This window comes from Achromobacter sp. 10T422 (genome assembly GCF_056394065.1).
The window spans coordinates 85,802-103,078 of the sequence record NZ_JBFTHD010000009.1 but is presented as its reverse complement, the minus strand read 5'-3'; the positions used below and the strand labels follow the sequence as shown (position 1 = coordinate 103,078).

The 17,277-nt window shown below is 64.5% G+C and carries 13 protein-coding genes; 8 read left to right on the top strand and 5 right to left on the bottom strand.

Annotated elements, in window-relative coordinates; all coding sequences use genetic code 11:
• Window positions 1-152: 152 nt before the first annotated feature.
• Window positions 153-1,478, bottom strand: coding sequence for an omega-aminotransferase AptA (gene aptA / locus AC1DB0_RS24170; protein ID WP_054423181.1), 1,326 nt, complete (start codon window positions 1,476-1,478; stop codon window positions 153-155).
• Between the two features lie 161 nt (window positions 1,479-1,639).
• On the opposite strand from aptA, the gene AC1DB0_RS24165 reads away from it, so the two are divergent.
• The gene (locus AC1DB0_RS24165) at window positions 1,640-3,058 is read left to right on the top strand and encodes an aminotransferase-like domain-containing protein (protein WP_175170924.1); all 1,419 of its coding nucleotides are present in this window, start codon (window positions 1,640-1,642) and stop codon (window positions 3,056-3,058) included.
• Window positions 3,059-3,172: 114 nt separating this feature from the next.
• On the opposite strand, the gene AC1DB0_RS24160 is transcribed toward AC1DB0_RS24165, so the two are convergent.
• From AC1DB0_RS24160 to AC1DB0_RS24145, 4 genes are all read right to left on the bottom strand, one after another.
• Window positions 3,173-3,664, bottom strand: coding sequence for a dihydrofolate reductase (locus AC1DB0_RS24160; protein ID WP_447578758.1), 492 nt, complete (start codon window positions 3,662-3,664; stop codon window positions 3,173-3,175).
• A 132-nt stretch (window positions 3,665-3,796) separates the two neighbouring features.
• Window positions 3,797-5,860, bottom strand: coding sequence for a putative bifunctional diguanylate cyclase/phosphodiesterase (locus tag AC1DB0_RS24155; RefSeq protein WP_054423178.1), 2,064 nt, complete (start codon window positions 5,858-5,860; stop codon window positions 3,797-3,799).
• A gap of 422 nt (window positions 5,861-6,282) precedes the next feature.
• Window positions 6,283-7,254 carry a thymidylate synthase gene (locus AC1DB0_RS24150; RefSeq protein WP_427949687.1) on the bottom strand — a complete coding sequence of 324 codons (972 nt, stop codon included), beginning with the start codon at window positions 7,252-7,254 and terminating at the stop codon, window positions 6,283-6,285.
• An 8-nt stretch (window positions 7,255-7,262) separates the two neighbouring features.
• On the bottom strand, window positions 7,263-7,706 hold the full coding sequence (locus AC1DB0_RS24145) for an OsmC family protein (RefSeq protein WP_054423176.1): 444 nt from the start codon (window positions 7,704-7,706) through the stop codon (window positions 7,263-7,265).
• 123 nt (window positions 7,707-7,829) lie between these two features.
• Here AC1DB0_RS24145 and coq7 point away from each other — a divergent pair, with 123 nt between their 5' ends.
• The 7 genes from coq7 to asnB all read left to right on the top strand — a co-directional run bounded on the left by coq7 (window position 7,830) and on the right by asnB (window position 17,274).
• The gene (gene coq7, locus AC1DB0_RS24140) at window positions 7,830-8,507 is read left to right on the top strand and encodes a 2-polyprenyl-3-methyl-6-methoxy-1,4-benzoquinone monooxygenase (RefSeq protein WP_476758112.1); all 678 of its coding nucleotides are present in this window, start codon (window positions 7,830-7,832) and stop codon (window positions 8,505-8,507) included.
• 780 nt (window positions 8,508-9,287) lie between these two features.
• Window positions 9,288-10,394, top strand: a complete 1,107-nt coding sequence (locus AC1DB0_RS24135) for an MraY family glycosyltransferase (RefSeq protein ID WP_054423174.1) — start codon at window positions 9,288-9,290, stop codon at window positions 10,392-10,394.
• A 95-nt stretch (window positions 10,395-10,489) separates the two neighbouring features.
• Complete coding sequence (tviB, locus tag AC1DB0_RS24130) at window positions 10,490-11,767, top strand: Vi polysaccharide biosynthesis UDP-N-acetylglucosamine C-6 dehydrogenase TviB (RefSeq protein ID WP_476758111.1); 1,278 nt, start codon at window positions 10,490-10,492, stop codon at window positions 11,765-11,767.
• 10 nt (window positions 11,768-11,777) lie between these two features.
• Complete coding sequence (locus tag AC1DB0_RS24125; protein WP_441371609.1) at window positions 11,778-12,803, top strand: SDR family oxidoreductase; 1,026 nt, start codon at window positions 11,778-11,780, stop codon at window positions 12,801-12,803.
• A 1-nt stretch (window position 12,804) separates the two neighbouring features.
• Entirely contained in the window at window positions 12,805-14,154 is a 1,350-nt protein-coding gene (gene murJ / locus AC1DB0_RS24120; RefSeq protein ID WP_054423172.1) for a murein biosynthesis integral membrane protein MurJ, read from the top strand.
• Window positions 14,155-15,297 (top strand): glycosyltransferase family 4 protein, encoded by a 1,143-nt coding sequence (locus AC1DB0_RS24115; RefSeq protein ID WP_447578757.1) that lies wholly within the window; start codon window positions 14,155-14,157, stop codon window positions 15,295-15,297.
• Between the two features lie 45 nt (window positions 15,298-15,342).
• Window positions 15,343-17,274: an asparagine synthase (glutamine-hydrolyzing) gene (gene asnB / locus AC1DB0_RS24110; RefSeq protein ID WP_342066231.1), complete on the top strand. Its 1,932-nt coding sequence runs from the start codon at window positions 15,343-15,345 to the stop codon at window positions 17,272-17,274.
• Window positions 17,275-17,277 lie beyond the last annotated feature (3 nt).

The following is a 17,277-nucleotide window of genomic DNA, read 5'->3' as shown; positions in this document are numbered from 1 at the left end:
GGAGTTCTTTAAAAACGCCCGAGGGCGGCCATCGGCCGCCCGCGGGATTGGGTCAGGATGCGCGGCAGGGCCGCGATGTTTGGGTCACCATCTTGGGGTCACTGTGTTGAGGTCAATATCTTGAGGCCAACATGTTGAGGTCAACATCAGGCTCAAGCGACTTCTTTCAGCACCTTGCCGATCTGTTCGAAGATTTGGCCGATCTGGGCCTCGTCGATGATCAGCGGCGGCGAGACGGCGATGATGTCGCCGGTATAACGCACCATCAGGCCGTTGTCGAAGCACTTCTGGAACACTTCGCCTGCGCGGGCGCCCGGCGCACCGGCACGCGAAGACAGTTCGATGCCGGCGACGAGACCCAGATTGCGCACGTCGATGACGTGCGGCGCGCCCTTCAGGCTGTGGGCGGCGTCCTGGAAGGCGCCAGACAGCTTGCGGGCGCGGGCAAAAAGTTCGTCGCGGCGGTAGATGTCCAGCGTGGCCAGAATGGCGGCGGCGGCCAGCGGGTGCGCCGAATAGGTATAGCCGTGGAAGAATTCGATGCCGCCTGCCGGGCCGTTGACGATGGCGTCGTGGACTTCGCGTTTGACGGCCACTGCGCCGGCCGGCACGGCGGCGTTGCTGACGCCCTTGGCCATGGCGATGATGTCCGGCGTGACGCCGAAGAATTCGGAGGCAGTGGCGGCGCCCAGGCGGCCGTAGGCGGTGATGACTTCGTCAAAAATCAGCAGGATGCCGTGCTTGGACGTGATCTCGCGCAGCTTTTCCAGATAGCCCTTGGGCGGAATCAGCACGCCGGTGGAACCCGCCATGGGTTCGACGATGACTGCCGCAATGGTGGACGCGTCGTGCAGGGCGACGATGCGTTCCAGTTCTTCGGCCAGGTGCGCACCCCAGGCAGGCTGGCCCTGGGAGTAGGCGTTCTGCTCCAGGTTGTGCGTGTGGGGCAGGTGGTCGACGGCGGGCAGCAGCGCGCCCGAGAAGGTCTTGCGGTTGGTCGAAATGCCGCCGACCGAGATGCCGCCAAAGCCCACGCCGTGGTAGCCGCGTTCACGGCCGATCAGGCGGGTGCGCTGGCCTTCGCCGCGGGCGCGGTGGTAGGCCAGGGCAATTTTCAGCGAGGTGTCGACGGATTCGGAACCCGAGTTCGTGAAGAAGACGCGGTCCAGCCCTTGCGGCATCAGGCCGGCGACGGCGGTGGCGGCTTCAAAGGCCAGCGGGTGGCCCAGCTGGAAGCCCGGCGCGTAGTCCATGATGCCGGCCTGGCGGGAGATCGCATCGACGATTTCCTGGCGGCCATGGCCGGCGTTGACGCACCACAGGCCGGCGGTGCCGTCCAGAATCTGGCGGCCATCGGCCGACGTGTAATGCATGCCTTTGGCCGTTGCCAGCATGCGCGGGTGCGCCTTGAACTGCTTGTTGGCAGTGAAGGGCATCCAGAGATGAGACAGATCGGGCAACTCGGCGGGGGCGTTCATGGCGGCTCCAGGGTAAGGACAAGCGGCGGGTCTGCATGAATAGGGCGCAGCCGCCGCGATTCGAATGATTCTGGTACGTCCTACGGGGAATGAAAATATACGATCTGCGCAAAGGCCGCTAACTGTATAGTCACGAGTGGCCCAACTGTACAGTTATCTCCGTGATTGATTTCCAGCCTAACCGTGCCCGTGGACTCGCGCCGACACTCGTCGAACAGCTGGTCGCGGCCATTCTGCGCGCCATCGAGGAACAGACCCTGCGTCCGGGTATGTCCCTACCCTCGGTGCGCGAGTTTGCCCGGCAGTACGGTGTCAGCACCTTCACGGTGGCCAGCGCCTACAGCCGGTTGGTGTCTTTGGGCTGGCTGGCGGCGCGGCCCGGCGCGGGCTACCGGGTGGCCACGCCCGACGCGCCCGCGCGCCGGGGCGAACCGCTGTCATGGGAGCCGCCGCGGCTGAATGCCGGCTGGCTGCTGTCGGACATCTTTGCGGACCATTCCATCCCGATCAAGTCGGGTTGCGGCTGGCTGCCCGGTGAATGGCTGAATGAAGAAGGCATGCACGTGGCGCTGCGGCACGTGGGGCGCGTGCCGGCCATGCGTATCGCCAATTATGGGCATCCGTACGGCTACGCGCCGTTGCGCGAGACCATCGCGGCAACGTTAAGCGCGCAGGGCATGGACGTGGAGGTGTCGCAGGTGCTGCTGACCCAGGGCGTCACGCACGGTCTGGACATGGTGATCCGCACGCTGCTGCGGCCGGGCGACACGGTAGTGGTCGAACAGCCCGCCTACGCGAACCTGTTGCAGATGCTGCGGCTGGCGGGGCTGCGTGTGGTATCGGTGCCGCGCACGGTGGACGGGCTGGATTGCGACGCGCTGGAACGCGTGGCGGCCCAGCACCGGCCGCGCGCGCTGTTCATCAACACCGCCTTGCAGAACCCGTCGGGCGCCAGCATCGGCATGGCCAACGCGTTCCGGATTCTGCAAGCGGCCGAGCGGCATGGCTTGTGGGTGATTGAAGACGATATCTCTCGCGAACTCGCGCCGGGCGTGACGCCGATGCTGGCGGCGCTGGATGGCGCGCGGCGCGTGGTGTATCTGGGCGGCTATTCCAAAGTCATCAGCCCGTCGGTGCGGGTGGGGTATGTGGTGGCGCATCGTGATCTGGTGCGTGACATTGCGCGCACGAAGATGGCGGTGGGGCTGACTTCACCCGAGATCATGGAGCGCATCGTGCACCAGGTCATTCGCGAAGGGCGCTACCGCGCGCACATCGCGCGCACGCGGGAACGGCTGGCCGGGGCGCATACCGTGGTGGCCGAGCAGATGCGGCAGCACGGATTCGACGTGTATGGGCGGCCCCAAGGCGGCCTGTTCCTGTGGGCCAAGGTGGCGGGCGAATGGCGGGCGCGCGGCGCGAACGGCCTGGCCGAATTGGCGCTGAAGGACGGTATCTGGCTGGCGCCGGGGTCTTACTTTGAAGTGGATGAAGCCGATACGCCCTGGGTGCGGTTCAACGTGGCGTATTCCGAAGCGCCAGCGTTGTGGCGGTTCATGAGGAATGCGGGGGCGGTTTGATGGGTGACGCGCGATGAGCGTGTGGTCCGATGCCGCCGCTGCGCCGCCGTCCGTAGGATGGGTGTAGCGCGCAAAGCTGCAAAAAAGAACCCAGCTGCCCAACGCGCAAACCCATCAGGCGCCCGACCTTTCATAGGTCACAAAATCGTACTCATATCCGTTTTCCGCCGGCTGTTTTTCGCGCGCGGTTTCCTTCCACTGGAAGGCGGGCAGCAACGGGAAAAACGCGTCGCCTTCCACGTCGGCATGAACTTCCGTTGCCAGCACGCGTTGGGCAAGCGGCAGCGCGTGCGTGTAGATCTGCGCACCGCCAATCACGAAGGCTTGATCCACATCGCCGCAGGTGGCGATGGCGGCGTCCAGCGTGGGCACGACAGTGGCGCCCGTGGCGGCAAAGTCCGGGTTGCGGCTGATCACGATGTTGAGTCGGCCCGGCAGCGGGCGGCCCAGCGAATCCCAGGTCTTGCGGCCCATGATGATGGGGTGGCCCAGCGTGCTGCGCTTGAAGTGCGCCAGATCGCCCGGCAGTTTCCAGGGCAGGGCGTTGTCGCGGCCGATGGCGCGATTGGTGGAGTAGGCGACGATCAGGGTAAGGCTGGCGGGCATGCGGGCTTGCTACGGTTGGGGGCGGGCCGGGGGTCGGCCAGCGCAACGGCGTAAGCGTAGCAAATTCCGCCGCCCGGTCAGGTCCGGTGCGGCCGTATTGGCCGCGTCAACCTACTGCTTCAACCTACCGCGTCAACCTACCGCGTGTTCCAGGAATTCCGTCGCCGGCATCGGGCGGCCCAGCAGGAAGCCTTGCAGCGAATCGCAACCCAGGCCCGTCAGGAACTTCTGTTGTGCGGCGGTTTCCACGCCCTCGGCCACGATCCGCAGATTCAGCTGCTGCGCCAGCGCGACGATGGCGGACACAATGGCCGCGTCCTCATTGTCGTTTTCCAGCTGGTTCACAAAGCCGCGGTCAATCTTCAGTTCGGTGGCGGGCAGGCGCTTCAGATACAGCAGGCTGGAATACCCGGTGCCGAAGTCGTCGATGGAAATGGTGACGCCCAGCCCCGACAGGCGTTTGAGCACGGCCAGGCTGGCTTCGGCGTCGCGCATGGCGGTGGATTCGGTCACTTCCAGGGTCAGGCAGGCGGGCGGCACATCGTGGCGCGCCAGCGCCGAGCGCACGGTTTCCACCAGGCTGGCGTGGGCGAACTGCAAGGCCGAAATGTTGACGGCGATGGTCCAGTGGCCTTGGCCGGCGTTGATCCATTCCCGCATCTGGCGGCAGGCTTCGTTGATGACCCATTCCCCGATCGACAGGATCAGGCCCGTCTTCTCGGCCGTGGGAATGAACTGATCGGGCCCAACCAGGCCGCGCGTGGGATGGTTCCAGCGCAGCAGCGCTTCGGCGCCCATGATGGGGCCGGCGGGCGCTTCGTACTTGGGCTGATAGTGCAGCACGAACTGGCCGCGTTCCTGCGCCAGCCGCAGGTCGTGCAGCAATTCGATCTGTTCATGCGCGTCCGCGTTCATGGACGGCTCGAAGAAGCTGTAGCCGGTGCCGCCCAGGCGCTTGGCGTGATACATCGCGGCGTCGGCGTTGGTCAGCAGCGTATGGGTGTCTTCGCCATCGTTGGGGTAGATGGCGATGCCCACGCTGGAGGTCACCAGCACTTCGTGGCCATAGACCATGACGGGGCGGGCGATGGCTTCGATCAGGCGGTCGGCCACGTTGGCGGCGTCGGTGGGTTCGATGACTTCGCTTAACACGATGAATTCGTCGCCACCCAGGCGGGCAACGGTGTCCTGCGTGCGCAGCGCCTGGCGGATGCGTTGGGCCAGGTCGATCAGCAGCGCGTCGCCGGTGTGGTGGCCATAGGCGTCGTTGACCGCCTTGAAGCCATCCAGGTCGAAGAACAACACCGCGAAATAGCCCTTGCGGCGGCTCGCGCTTTCAATCGCCTGCTCCATGCGGTCTTCAAGCAGGATGCGGTTGGGCAGCTTGGTCAGCGTGTCATGCAGCGCCAGTTGCACCAGCTCTTCGTTGGCTTCGGCCAACGAAGAGGCTAGCGCCGACGTGCGCGCCTCCAGCCGGTTGTCCAGCACGGCCACGACCAGGGCGATGGCCAGCACGCTCAGCGTGACGGCGGTAACGGCAATGGCCAGCCAGCCGGCCGAGATGCCGCCGTCGGCGGCCATGCAGATGCTGCCGGCAGGAAAACTTGCAGCTTCCATGCCCGAATAATGCATGCCCACGATGGCGATGCCCATGACGACGGACGCCAACGGGCGGGACAAGGCCACGCGCGGCCCGTCATGGCGCAGCCGGTAGGTAATCCACAGCGCGGCGCCCGAGGCGGCCACGGCAATCCCGATCGACAGCGCGAACCATTTGGGGTCGTAGTCGATGCCGGGCGCCATCCGCATGGCGGCCATGCCCAGGTAATGCATCGCGGCAATGCCCGCGCCCATCAGCAGGGCGCCCGCCACCAGTCTGGTCCAGGGCAGTTCGTCCTTGCAGACAATCCACAGAGCAAAGGCCGAGCAGCCGATGGCGATGGCCAGCGACAAGGCGGTCAGCGGCAGGTCGTAGCCCATGGGAATGGGCAGATTGAAGGCCAGCATGCCGACAAAGTGCATGGACCAGATGCCGATGCCCATGGCGAACGCACCCCCTGCCAACCAGTAGCGTGCGGCTGGCAGCCCGTTCGAGGCCCTTACGCGATTGGCCATGCCCAACGCCGTATATGACGCCAGGATGGCGACCCCTAGGGATACGAGGACGAGCGAAGGGTTATAAGTTCCAACGAGCATGTGTGGGGTCCTGTCCTGAGCGCTTGCTGCTGTCGCGCCGGCCTCAAATCAAATCAATTAGTAGTCAACCGTTGCAATTGGGTCGTAAGACACTGCTTCAGTCGACGCTGGCGATTTACGTACTCTCTTGTCGGGAAGGGGGATGCGGCGGGCATGGCCTGCGGTTGGCGCTGCCGGGTGTGCCGCGCTGCATTGCGGCAAGCGACAGGCGCGGCGCGGCATGGGCCGGTCGGAAGCCTGGGCGCGCGCGAAACTCTGGACGCGCGTCCGTGGCTAAGGGATGGGTTATACCGAAATCGCGCTTCCAGAAGCTCACCAATCTTCACTTAAGGCCGACGAGCGCGGCAAACCCGCCGCGGCGGCGCCAGCGGCGGTTAGGGGTCGCGTCCCGGATTGCCGGAGTCGGCAAGCCGGGCGCGATCTTACACGGCCATGGGCGCGGTGAGGGGGGCGTGATGCGTGTAGCCGGACAACGAGAAATCGCCCGGTTCCACCTTTTCCAGCCATTCGGGTTCGTAGCGGCCCGTGACGGCGAAATCGGGGATGCGATCAGAGAGCACCAGCTTGGGCGATTCGTACGGCTCGCGGGTGAGCTGTTCGCGCAGCATCGGCAGGTGGTTTTCGTAGATGTGCGCGTCGCCAATGAAGTACGTGAACCAGCGCGGGGTGTAGCCGGTCAGGCGCCCCACCAGATGCAGCAGCGCGGCGCCTTCCGTCAGATTGAACGGCGTGCCCAGCCCGACATCGTTGGAACGGATGTACAGGCAGAGCGAGATCTCGCGCGTGGTCGCGTTGGGTAGGAATTGATAGAGCAGATGGCAGGGCGGCAGCGCCATTTCTTCGATCTGCGCCCAGTTCCAGCCGTGGAACAGGATGCGGCGGTCGCCCGGGCGTTCATGGATGGTGTCCAGGCATTGACGCAACTGGTCCACGGCCTTGTACATCAGCACCTTCGCCACGCCGCCTTCATTCAGGTCAGAGACCTTGGCGTAGCCGCGCGACAAGGCGTCTTCGATCTGGGCCGGGCGGCTGGCGTCCAATACCTTATAGGCGGGCCACTGGCGCCATTGCACGCCGTACACGGGGCCCAGGTCGTCCGGGCCTTCGCGGTACGGGTTGGCCAGCCACTGGCTGTTCTCGTTGGCGTTCTGGTCCCAGACCTTGCAGCCCAGTTCACGGAATTCCGCGGCGCTGCGCGAGGCCCGCATGAAACCCACCATTTCACCAATGGCGGACTTGAAGGCCAGCTTCTTGGTGGTGACGGCGGGGAAGCCTTTTTGCAGGTCAAAGCGCAGCGACGCGCCCGGCATGCTGATCGTGCGGATGCCCGTTCGGTTTTCCTGCCACGAGCCGGTGTCCAGGATGGATTGAACGAGGTCTAGATATTGTTTCATGGCGGTCCTCAGGCAGCGGCGGGCGCTTCCTGCGTGTCGACGATTTCAACCGAGAACGTCATGGCCGCGGTCTTTTCCAGCATGGCCGAGGCCGAGCAGTACTTCTCGTGCGACAACTGCACCGCGCGTTCGACGGCGGCTTGCGGCAGATTGCGGCCGGTGACGGTGAATGCGAAATGGATGCGGGTGAAGACCTTCGGGTCGGTATCGGCGCGATCTGCCTGGAGCTTGACGCTGCAACCCGTAACCGCATGACGGCCACGCTTCAGGATCAGCACCACGTCATAGGCCGTGCAGCCGCCGGTGCCGGCCAGCAGCATTTCCATCGGGCGGGGGGCCAGATTGTGTCCGCCGCCGTCTACAGCGCCATCCATCACGGCCACATGGCCGCTGCCGGTGCTGGCGGTAAAGAGCATGCCATTGGGGCCGCCCCAGTCGATCGTGCATTCCATTTCGAGTGTCCTTGAGCTTTGAGCGCAGTCAATGGCTGATGATACCTGTTGCGTACAATTCCAGGCACGAGAGCCCCGCCCCGCATCAGGGGTGTGCGCGCCAGTCTTCTCGAGGAGTAGTCCATGTCCACCGCCCTGTCCCGATCCGGCCCTGTTTCCTTCCTGCGCCGGACGAGCCCCCTGGATGCCTTGCTGGCCGAAGCCGACCGCGCGCTGCGCGTGCTGTCCAACAGCGCCACCGCCGGCCGGCCCTATCCCGCCAAGGCMCCCGAGGCGCCGGATACCCTGTCCGCGCAGGAAAAACGCCACGCCGCGGGCTTGATGCGGGTGAACCATGTGGGCGAGGTCTGCGCGCAGGCGTTGTATCGGGGGCAGGCGTCTGTGTGCCGCGAACCCGCTCCGCGCGAGTTGCTGCTGAACGCTGCGTCGGAAGAAGTGGACCATCTGGTCTGGTGCAACGAGCGATTGACCGAGCTGAACAGCCGGCCCAGCCTGCTGAATCCGGTCTGGTACGCGGGTTCGTTTGCCATGGGCGTGCTGGCCAGCGTGGCCGGCGTGCCAAAAAATCTGGGCTTCATGGCTGAAACCGAGCGGCAGGTCGAGGCCCATCTGGAAGAACATTTACGCACCTTACCGGTGCAGGACGAGCGCTCGCGCGAAATCGTCCGAAAGATGAAGGATGACGAGGCCGAGCACCGCGCCAGCGCCGAGCGGGCAGGGGGCGTGCCGCTGCCGGGCCCAGTAAAGACGGCCATGCGCGCCATGTCCAAGGTCATGACGACGACGGCGTACTGGATCTGACATCGGCGGTTGCTAAAATGTTGCAGTGCGCAAATTCCGCAACGTTGTGGTGCGCAGCGCACTGATCTGGTGCAAAAAACAGGGTGGGATTACCCGGTGCCGTTCAGGGTAAATCCCCAAGGGGTTTACCCATTCGGCAAAAACCCTTTTTTTGGCTAGACCTATTGTTTGTGCGGGTCTTCAGAGGGTCGGATTGAAATTTGCGGCAAAAACGCAACGTGAAATCTGGCCTTCTAAAGAGATTAAAAAAATTCTTGCAACGCACAAAAAACCTCGGTACTATTCACTCATCGGATGTTGAAACGCAGTCGGCGCGGTGCAAAACCCCGACAGCGCAGCGAGCAGAAGGTCAGCTCCCAACATGCCACGGTTGTCTCCTCCACCCTCCTCCTTTGGTGGATTTAGCCCGAGATCTCACGATCTCGGGCTTTTTTTTACGTCAAAATAATCCGTCCCTATTTTTAAGGCGCGCGACACCGCCAGTGCGGCCATTCGCCGTCTCCTCCCTATGGCGGCATCCGCGTTTTCCCTGGGATATTTCGCGTGTTCCGAGGCGGAAAGCTCTACAATCCTTCGCATGAAACCTGACCTTCCGCGCGTTCGCGGTGTTGTTGCATCCGCCCCTTCCCGGCCACGGCGGGTTGGCTTTCGAACAGCCCAAATTCGGGTGTTACGTTTCGTGCCTGTGAATTGCACTTCCTTATCGCTCCCATATATGGGCGTTACACCTGCCCCCGATAATGGCGGGCCTGTCTCGATAGACCAACCAGAGGTGATCTTGTGACCTGGCTGTACATATGCGTGGTCGCGTTCCTTGTTGGCGGGGCGATCGTCTGGTCGGAACGCTGGCATGGCCGTTTTACCGGCGACAGCGACCTCAATAAACCGCAAGCCAACCATTCCCGCGCCACGCCTCGCGTCGGCGGTTTGGCCGTGCTTGCTGGCACGCTGCTGGGCCTGCTTGTGCTGGGCCCCGCAAACATGACCCTGACCTGGCTTTGGCCGGCGCTGTTTGTTGCCGCCTTGCCGGTGTTCGTCGCGGGCTTGCTCGAAGACATCACCAAAGATATCGGCGCCAGCAAGCGTTTGCTGGCGGCATTTTTGTCGGCCGCAATCGCGTGGTGGCTGCTGGGCGGCGTCAGCCGTGTCGGCATGGCGCCGGTGGATTACGTGCTGTCCTATTGGCCCGTGTCGCTGCTGTTCACCATGTTTGCGGTGGGCGGCTGTACGCACGCGCTGAACATCGTTGACGGCATGAACGGCTTGGCCGGCATGGTCGCCACGTTGATGGCGGTGTCGATCAGCTTGGTGGCGCTGCAAGTGGGCGACGTGCCGATCTTCCTGATTTCTGCGGCCCTGGCCTCGGCCACCTTGGGGTTCTTGGTTTGGAACTTCCCGTTCGGCCGAGTGTTCCTGGGCGATGGCGGCGCGTACTTCCTGGGCTTCATGCTGGCCGAGCTGGCGGTGTTGCTGGTGGTGCGCAACCCCTCGGTGTCGCCGTTCTACGCCTTGGCCGTGCTGTTTTACCCGGTATTCGAAACGGGCTTTTCGATCTGGCGCCGCCGCTTCAAGCGTGGCGTGCCGGTTGATCAGCCGGATGCGTTGCACTTGCACCAGTTGGTGTTCCGCCGCCTGGTTCGTGTGACGTTCAGCCGCGGCCGCCGTCATGCGGTGCCGGCGCTGTGCAACGCGATGGCGTCGCCCTACATGTGGGTGCTGGCGTTGATCGGGTTGGTGCCGGCCACCATCTGGTGGGACAACGCCTGGGCGCTCTGCGCCAGTCTGGTGGTGTTCGCCAGCGTCTATATCTGGCTGTACGCGCGCCTGGTGTCCTGGCGCCGTCCGGGATGGCTGCTCTTGCCGTCCGTTTTGAAGACCTCGGATTAGTTTTGAGTGCCCCGGCGAATGCCGCCGGGGGCTCGGTTATCAATCACCCGACCATATTTAAAATGCCGTAGTCGATCTACGGTGAAGGGAGAGTTATGTTGCGAATTCAGGATGTGAAACTCGCTGTCGTTGGCCTTGGCTACGTCGGTCTGCCCCTGGCGGTGGAGTTCGGCAAGAAGCGCTCGGTCATCGGGTTCGATATCAATACGCGCCGTATCGATGCATTGAAAGCGGGTCACGACCATACGCTGGAAGTCAGCGACGAAGAGCTGGCCCAAGCCGCTCAGCTGAGCTATACCGCCGACCGCGCCGAACTGGGCCAGGCCAACGTGTTCATCGTGACCGTGCCCACGCCTATCGACGAATACAAGCAGCCCGACCTGACCCCGCTGGTCAAGGCCAGCGAAACGATCGGCGCCGTGCTCAAGCGCGGCGACATCGTCATCTATGAATCGACCGTGTATCCGGGCGCTACCGAAGAAGATTGCGTGCCGGTGCTGGAACGCGTGTCGGGCCTGAAGTTCAACGTGGACTTCTACGCCGGCTACAGCCCCGAGCGCATCAACCCGGGCGACAAAGAACACCGCGTCAGCACGATCAAGAAGGTCACCTCCGGCTCCACGCCTGAAGTCGCCGAACTGGTCGACCAGCTGTACAAGGAAATCATCACCGCCGGCACGCACAAGGCGTCCAGCATCCGCGTGGCCGAAGCCGCCAAGGTGATCGAGAACACGCAGCGCGACGTGAACATTGCGCTGATCAACGAACTGGCCCTGATCTTCAACAAGATGGGCATCGACACCGAAGCCGTGCTGCAAGCTGCCGGCACCAAGTGGAACTTCCTGCCGTTCCGTCCGGGTCTGGTCGGCGGCCACTGCATCGGCGTGGACCCGTACTACCTGACCCACAAGGCGCAATCCATCGGCTACCACCCCGAGATCATCCTGGCGGGCCGCCGCCTGAATGACTCGATGGGCGGCTACGTGGTGTCGCAGCTGGTCAAGGCCATGACCAAGCAGCGCATCCATGTGCAAGGCGCGCGCGTGCTGGTCATGGGCCTGGCCTTCAAGGAAAACTGCCCCGACTTGCGCAACACGCGCATCGTGGACATCGTGCGTGAACTGGGCGACTACAACGTCGACGTCGACGTGTACGACCCGTGGGTCGACCCGGAAGAAGCCGTGCATGAATACGGCCTGACCCCGGTCGCCAAGCCCGAGGAAGGCAAGTACGACGCCGTCATCCTCGCGGTGGCGCACAACCAATTCAAGGCCATGGGCGCCGAAGGCATCCGCAAGCTGGGCAAGGCGCAACACATCCTGTACGACTTGAAGTACGTGCTGTCGCCCGCCGAATCCGATCTGCGTCTGTAAGGATTGCGCCATGACTACACGTTTTGAGACCCTCAAGCAGGAACTGTCGGCCGCGCCGCGCAAGTGGCTCGTGACCGGCTGCGCCGGCTTCATCGGCTCCAACCTGCTGGAAACGCTGCTGAAACTGAACCAGACCGTCACCGGCCTGGATAACTTCGCCACCGGCCACCAGCGCAATCTGGATGAAGTGCGCGACTCGGTGTCGCCTGAGCAATGGGCGCGCTTCACCTTCGTTGAAGGCGATATCCGTGACCTGGCCGCTTGCCAGCGCGCCACGGAAGGCGTGGACTTCGTGTTGCACCAAGCCGCGCTGGGTTCCGTGCCGCGCTCGCTGAAAGACCCGATCACCACGAACGAAGTGAACATCGGCGGCTTTCTGAACATGCTGGTCGCCGCGCGCGACGCCGGCGTGAAGTCGTTCGTGTATGCCGCGTCCAGCTCCACGTACGGCGACCACCCGGCGTTGCCGAAGGTGGAAGAGAACATCGGCAAGCCTTTGTCTCCGTACGCCGTGACCAAGTACGTGAACGAGCTGTACGCCGACGTGTTCGCCCGTTCGTACGGCTTCGAAACCGTGGGCCTGCGCTATTTCAACGTGTTCGGCAAACGCCAGGACCCGGACGGCGCCTACGCCGCCGTGATCCCGAAGTGGACCGCCGCGATGATCAAGGGCGACGACGTCACCATCAACGGCGACGGCGAAACCAGCCGCGACTTCTGCTTTGTGGATAACGCGGTGCAAGCCAACCTGCTGGCCGCAATGGCCCCGCCGGAAGCCCGCAACCAGGTCTACAACGTGGCTGTCAGCGGCCGCAGCACGTTGAACGACCTGTTCGGATTCCTGGTCAAGGCGCTGGGCAACCAAAGCGTGACCTACGCCAAGAAGCCGGTGTATGCCGACTTCCGCGCAGGGGACGTGCGCCACTCGCAGGCCGACGTCAGCAAGGCCGGCCGTCTGCTGGGCTATGCGCCGTCACACACCGTGCTGCAAGGCCTGGAAGTGGCCATGCCCTGGTACACGCAATTCCTGCGTTGATTTGAAAGCACTTCTCCGCAAACTCGGAAACATCCACCCGGACCATCAGCGCATTTTCAAAGGCGCGTTCCGGGTGGCGGTGTTCCTCTTGTTGGGCAAGGCCGCCGGCGCCATCAAAGAGATGGCGGTGGCGTACCGCTACGGCGTCAGCGACGCCGTGGACGCCTACCAGTTCACGATGACCATGGCCACCTGGCTGCCGGTCACGATCGTGGGCGTGCTGTCGGTGGTACTGATTCCGGTGCTGGTGCGCCTGAACCGCGCCGAAGACGCCGAACGCAACCAATTCATCAAAGAGCTACAAGGCTGGGTCGCCGCGGCGGGTATTGCGCTGGCGATCGGCACGTGGTTCGCGTGGCCCTACGTGGTCGACGCGCTGGGCAAGGGCTTGCCTGAACGCGTGCGCGGCATGACGGGCGACCTGCTTGTGGCCTTTGCCCCGGTGTCGGCCCTGCTGCTCATCGCCGGCATCAGCGCCGCGCGCCTGCGTGCGCATGAACGCCACGTCAACACCTTGCTGGACAGCGTGCCCGCCGTGGCGACGCTGGCCTGGGTGATGCTGGCCGTAAGCGCCGATGGCGTGGGGCCGCTGCTGTGGGGCACGCTCGTCGGCTACGCGATTCAAACCGTGTGGCTGGCCTGGCTGGCTGCGCGCGCCGACAAGGGGTTCTGGGGCGCACCCAGGCTGACCTTGCGTTCGCCGCACTGGCCCGAACTGATGGGCGCGGCGGGCGTGATGCTGATCGGCCAAGTTGCAATGAGCTTTGTCGGCCCGCTGGACCAATACGCCGCGGCGAACCTGGGCGCCAACGCCAACGCCACGCTGGGTTACGCCAGCCGGCTGCTGTCGTTGTTGCTGGGCATTGGCGCCGTGTCGGTGGGCCGCGCTGCGCTGCCGGTGCTGGCCGACGTGCAAGCGCGCGGCGACACCGCGCGGGCGCGCAGCATGGCGCTGAAATGGTCGGTGCTGATGGTGGGCGCGGGCGCGGCCGCCGTGGCGATCGGCTGGGTGCTGGCGCCGTGGGGCGTGTCCGTGCTGTTTCAGCGTGGCGCATTCACCGCTGAAAATACCGAGGCCGTGGCGCACGTGTTGCGCTGGGGCCTGCTGCAATTGCCGTTCTATTTCGGCGTGCTGATCCTGGTGCAATTGCTGGCCAGCCAGAACCGTTACCGCATCATGGCCGCCATCGCCGTGGCCAATTTTGCGTTGAAGGCCGTGTTGAACACTGTGCTGGCGCCCAAGATGGGCGCGGCCGGCATCATGCTGGCGACCAGCCTCATGTATGTGCTGTCTTACGCGTGCTACCTGGTGGTGGCGATGCGCAAGGCCGAACCCAAGGAGGCCGATTGAATGTCCGACGCCGACTCCGGCCGCGCGCTGCGCGTGCTGCTGTTCATTCATTCGCTGCATGGCGGCGGCGCTGAGCGGGTTGCCGCCGACCTGAGCGCGCATTGGGCCGACATGGGCCGCGAAGTCATGGTGGTGACCCAGGCCAGCGCCGATGGCGACGTCTATACGCTGCATCCGAAAGTGCGCCGCGAAGTCCTGCACACGGCAGGCGAGGGCGGCGGCCTGCGCGGCATCTGGAGCAATGTGCAGCGCGTGCGCGCCTTGCGCCGCGTGATCAAGGCGTTCCGCCCGGACATCGTGCTGGGCATGATGACAACCGCCTCCGTGCTGTCCGTGCTGGCCGCGAGCGGCCTGTCGTGCCGCGTGATCGCAACCGAACACACGCATCCCCCGTCGCAAACCCTGTCGGGCTTGTGGCAGCGTCTGCGCCGCATGACGTATCCGCGCGCCGCGCGCGTGGTTGCGCTAACGCGCGGCACAGCAGACTGGATCGAGCAACACGTGCCGGGCTCGCGCCTGGCTGTCATTCCCAACCCGGTGCACTGGCCGTTGCCGCGCGCCGAACCCGTGTTGACGCCGGTTTCGGGCGACGGCCGCAAACGCCTGTTGGCGGTGGGCCGCTTGCATGCGGACAAGGGCTTCGATCTGCTGATCCAGGCTTTTGCCACGCTGGCGCCATCGCATCCGGACTGGGATCTGGTTATTCTGGGCGAAGGCGATGAACGCCGCGCGCTGGAAGCGCAGGTCACCAACGCCGGGCTGGCCTCGCGCATTGCGATGCCGGGACGCGCCGGCAACGTAGGCGACTGGTACGGCAGCGCTGACCTCTATGTGCTGACGTCGCGCTTTGAAGGCTTGTCGAACACCTTGCTTGAATCGATGGCCAGCGGCTTGGCTGCGGTCTCGTTTGATTGCGATACCGGCCCGCGCGAGATCGTGCGCGAGGGCATTGATGGCGTTTTGGTACGCCCCAACGGCGACGTGCCGGCGCTGTGCAAGGCGCTGGCGGACGTCATGGATAACGACGCAGGGCGCCAGCGGATGGCGCAGGCAGCAACCGATGTGCGCGACCGTTTTTCGGCCGCGCGCGTGCTGCAACAATGGCAAGAACTTTTTGACGGCGTGCGCGCGCCGGGCCGCTAGGCCTGGCCCGCATGCCGTTGCTACGGTGACCACGAGAACCTCATCATGTGTGGAATAGTCGGAATTTGGGGCCCCATCGGGAACAAGGAACGCGTGCTGGCGGAAAGCTGCCGCCGCATCCGCCACCGCGGGCCGGACAGCAACGGTTTCTGGGAAGACCCCGAGGCCGAGCTGGCGCTTGCGCACGTGCGCCTGGCGATCCTGGACCTGACCGAAGCCGGCCACCAGCCCATGACGTCCGCGTGCGGCCGCTATGTGATGGTGTTCAACGGCGAGGTCTATAACCACCTGGACATCCGCAAGCAGCTTGAGCAATCGGCGCTGGCGCCGTCGTGGCGCGGCCATTCCGACACCGAAACCCTGCTGGCCGGTTTTACCGCGCTGGGCATCGAGGCCACGTTGCAGGCGGCGGTGGGCATGTTCGCCATCGCCTTATGGGACCGCGCCTCGCGCAAGCTGATGCTGGCGCGCGACCGCATGGGCGAAAAGCCGCTGTACTACGGCTACTCGGGCGCTGAACTGGTGTTCGCTTCCGAGCTCAAGGGCTTGATGCCCATCCCCGGATTTGGCCGCGACCTGAACCGCAACGCGCTCGCGTCGTTCATGCGGCACAACTACATCCCCGCGCCGCAATCCATCTATCAAGGCATCGCCAAACTGCCGCCGGGCACGTGGGTGGAATTTACCGCCGACGACACCCGCAGCCGCCGCATGCCCGAGCCGCGCGTGTACTGGTCGGCGCGCGACGCCGCCGACGCTGCCGCCAAATCGCGGCTGACGTTTGAGTCCGACGCGCAAGCCACCGAAGCGCTGGAAGCCGTGTTGTCCAAGGCGGTCGGCGGGCAGATGTTGTCGGACGTGAGCTTGGGCGCCTTCCTGTCGGGCGGCATTGATTCGTCGACCATCGTCGCGCTGATGCAGGCGCAAAGCGCCAAGCCCGTGCGCACCTTCGCGATCGGTTTCCACGAAAAGGGCTACGACGAGGCGCAACACGCCAAGGCCGTCGCCACCCATCTGGGCACGGACCACACTGAACTTTATGTGACCGCGGCGGATGCGTTGGCGGTCGTGCCGTCGCTGGCGGACATGTATGACGAACCGTTCGCCGATTCGTCGCAGATTCCGACGTCGCTCGTCACGAAGATGGCGCGCCAGCACGTCACCGTGGCCTTGTCGGGCGACGGCGGCGATGAACTCTTTGGCGGCTACTCGCGCTATTTCCGCGTGAACAAGTGGTGGCAGCAGTGCGAGCGCGTTCCGGCGCTGTTTCGCAAACCCGCTGGCGCGCTGCTCACCGCATCGACGCATCTGCCCGGGCGCGGCGCGTGGCGCGGCAAAGTCGGCAAGCTGGGCGAACTGTTGCGCACCGATTCGCGCGGCGATTTCTATCGCCACTTCGTGTCGTACTGGGCGGACCCGTCCCAGGTCGTCAAAGGTGGCGTCGAACCCGTCTCGGAATTTGCGCGCGCCATGCAAGGCACGACCTTCGAAGCCATGATGAAGCTGGACACGGTGACTTACCTGCCCGACGACATCCTGGTCAAGGTTGACCGCGCCGCCATGGCCGTCAGCCTGGAAACGCGCGTGCCGCTGATCGATCACCGCGTGTATGAATTCGCCTGGAGCCTGCCGCATCAATACAAGGTGCGCGGCAATACGGGCAAGTGGCTGCTGCGCCAGGTGCTGCATCGCCACGTGCCGCAGGCGCTGGTGGACCGCCCCAAGCGCGGCTTCGCCGTGCCGCTGGCCGCGTGGTTGCGCGGCCCCTTGCGGGAATGGGCGGACGCGCTGCTGGACCCGGCGCGCTTGCGCCAGGAAGGCTGGTTCGAGCCCGAACCCATTCTGCGCAAGTGGCGCGAACACACGTCGGGCCATCGCAACTGGGACAGCCATCTGTGGGGCGTGCTGATGATGCAGGCCTGGCTGGATCGTTATCGTGCAGGACCGGATCAAGGGGGATCTATTGGGAGTCTTTGACGA